This is a genomic window from Pseudomonas sp. K5002, assembly GCF_013386655.1.
Classification (GTDB): Bacteria; Pseudomonadota; Gammaproteobacteria; order Pseudomonadales; family Pseudomonadaceae; genus Aquipseudomonas.
On record NZ_JACARK010000111.1, the window covers coordinates 1 to 2,462 of the forward strand.

Annotated in this window: 3 protein-coding genes; all 3 read left to right on the forward strand. The window is 62.2% G+C overall.

From position 1 onward, the window contains the following. The first annotated feature begins 158 nt into the window (after nt 1-158). Nucleotides 159-1,085 (forward strand): DUF72 domain-containing protein, encoded by a 927-nt coding sequence (locus tag HX846_RS06890; RefSeq protein ID WP_178965175.1) that lies wholly within the window; start codon nt 159-161, stop codon nt 1,083-1,085. Next, complete coding sequence (locus HX846_RS06895; protein ID WP_008436458.1) at nt 1,082-1,858, forward strand: endonuclease/exonuclease/phosphatase family protein; 777 nt, start codon at nt 1,082-1,084, stop codon at nt 1,856-1,858. The genes HX846_RS06890 and HX846_RS06895 overlap by 4 nt, the downstream gene beginning before the upstream one ends. Next, nucleotides 1,855-2,462 (forward strand): phospholipase D-like domain-containing protein (locus HX846_RS06900; protein WP_256739788.1); only part of this gene is annotated, 608 nt, incomplete at its 3' end. The genes HX846_RS06895 and HX846_RS06900, both read left to right, overlap by 4 nt.

The window sequence follows — 2,462 nt, forward strand, 5'->3', positions numbered from 1 at the left end:
GTCAGTCAACAGAGATATCGACTGACCCACCGTCTTCGCGAGCAAGCCCGCTCCCACATTTTGAGAGGTGCCGTCTGTAGGACCATCGAAACTTTCTCCCGATCCTCACAGTCATCCAAAAACGGAGGTCACCACACAGTTAACCCACGGGAGTCATCATGGCCGCGATTCATATCGGCATTTCCGGCTGGCGCTACACGCCCTGGCGGGGGGATTTCTACCCCGAGGGCCTGACCCAGAAGCGCGAGCTGCAGTTTGCCTCACGGGCGGTCAACAGCATCGAGATCAACGGCTCGTTCTACGCGCTGCAAACACCCAAGCGCTACGCCGAGTGGTATGGCGACACGCCTGAAGGGTTTGTGTTCAGCGTCAAGGCGCCGCGCTATATCACGCATATCCTGCGGTTGCGGGAGGTGCACAAGCCGATGGCGAATTTCTTCGCCTCCGGGGTGCTGGAACTCAAGGAAAAGCTCGGGCCGATCCTCTGGCAGTTCCCGCCCAGTTTCAAATTCGACCCGCGGTTGTTTGAAGCCTTTCTCGCCGAATTACCCACTACTACCCAGCAGGCCGCCGCCCTCGCCCGCGAGCATGAGCCGCGCCTGAACGGCAAGGCGAGCCTGCAAGCCCACGGTAAAAAGCCGCTGCGCCATGCGGTGGAGATTCGCCACAAGAGTTTCGCCGTGCCGGAGTTTGTCGAGATGCTCGACAAGCATGGCGTGGCCCTGGTGGTGGCCGACACAGCCGGCAAGTGGCCCTACCTGGAAGACGTCACGGCCAACTTTGTGTACCTGCGCCTGCATGGGGACAAAGCGCTGTATGCCAGCGGCTATACGCCCGAAGCGCTCAAGCGCTGGGGCGATCGCATCGAACGCTGGAGCCACGGCAAACAACCCGCCGATGCACAGTTGATCGACCCGAAGCACAAACCCCGCGCCCGCAAGCAGCGCGAGGTGTTTTGCTACTTCGATAACGACATCAAGGTGCGCGCGCCCTTCGACGCGCGCCAATTACTGCAGCGTTTTGGCCTGGATCAGGCACTGGCCACCGAACCCGGCAAGTTGCCGGACACGGGGGTGCTGTCATGACCCATCCGGAACTGATGCCAACCACGCCCAGCGAAACCATCACCCGCTTCAGGGTGCTGACGGTCAATACCCACAAGGGCTTCACCGCGCTCAACCGGCGCTTCATCCTGCCCGAGTTGCGCGAGGCGATCCGCAGCGTGGCCGCCGACGTGGTGTTCCTCCAGGAAATCCACGGCACCCACGAGCGCCATCCCAAGCGCTACAGCAACTGGCCGAGCATGCCGCAGTACGAGTTCCTCGCCGACAGTATCTGGCCGCAATACGCCTACGGTCGCAACGCGGTGTATCCCCATGGCGACCACGGTAATGCGTTGCTGTCGAAATTCCAGATCATCCGCTACGACAATCTCGACATCTCCCAGAGCGGGCACGAAAGTCGCGGGCTGCTGCATTGCGTGCTGCGCTTGCCGGGCAACGTGCAGGACGTGCATGCCATCTGCGTGCACCTGGGGCTGCGGGAAGTCCATCGCCAGCAGCAACTGCGCCTGATCGCGCAGCGGGTCGCCGAGATTCCCGCCGACGCGCCGGTGATTGTCGCCGGTGATTTCAATGACTGGCGCCAGCGCGCCGATCTCGCCCACTGCGGGCTGCGGGAAGTGTTTATCGAAACCCACGGCAAGCCGGCCCGCACCTTCCCGGCGCGCCTGCCGCTGCTGCCGCTGGACCGCATCTATGTGCGCAACCTCAAGGTGCATCAGCCCCAAGTCCTGACCAGCCGCCCGTGGTCACACTTGTCGGACCATGCGCCGCTGTCGGTGGAGATCGAGCTATGAACAGCGCACCACTGGAAAAGGTCGCGGTGGAACACATCGCGACCGACCAACCGCCGGACGATGCCGTGGCCCGGGATCTGGATTACGGCTGGCAGAGCGGTAACCAGATCGAGTTGCTGGAGAACGGCGAGGCCTACTTTCCCAAAGTGTTCGAGGCGATGCGCCAGGCCCAGCGGGAGATCTTGCTGGAGACCTTTATCCTTTTCGAAGACAAGGTCGGCCACGAGCTCAAAGGCATTTTGATCGAGGCGGCGCAGCGTGGCGTCAAGGTCGTCGCCAGCCTCGATGGCTTTGGTTGTGGTGAGCTGACACCTGGGTTTCTCAGCGAATTGAGCCAGGCCGGCGTGACCGTGCAGATGTTCGACCCGGCGAGCAAGACATTGGGTTTTCGCACCAACTGGTTTCGCCGCTTGCACCGCAAGATTGTGGTGGTGGATGCCAGTGTGGCGTTTATCGGCGGGATCAATTTTTCGGCGGATCACCTGGGGGATTTCGGCCCCGAGGCCAAGCAGGATTATGCCGTGCAGGTGCAGGGCCCGGCAGTCGCCGACCTGCATCATTTCGCCCTCGCACAAAGTGGCCGGCGTGTGCGCAAGCGGCGCGG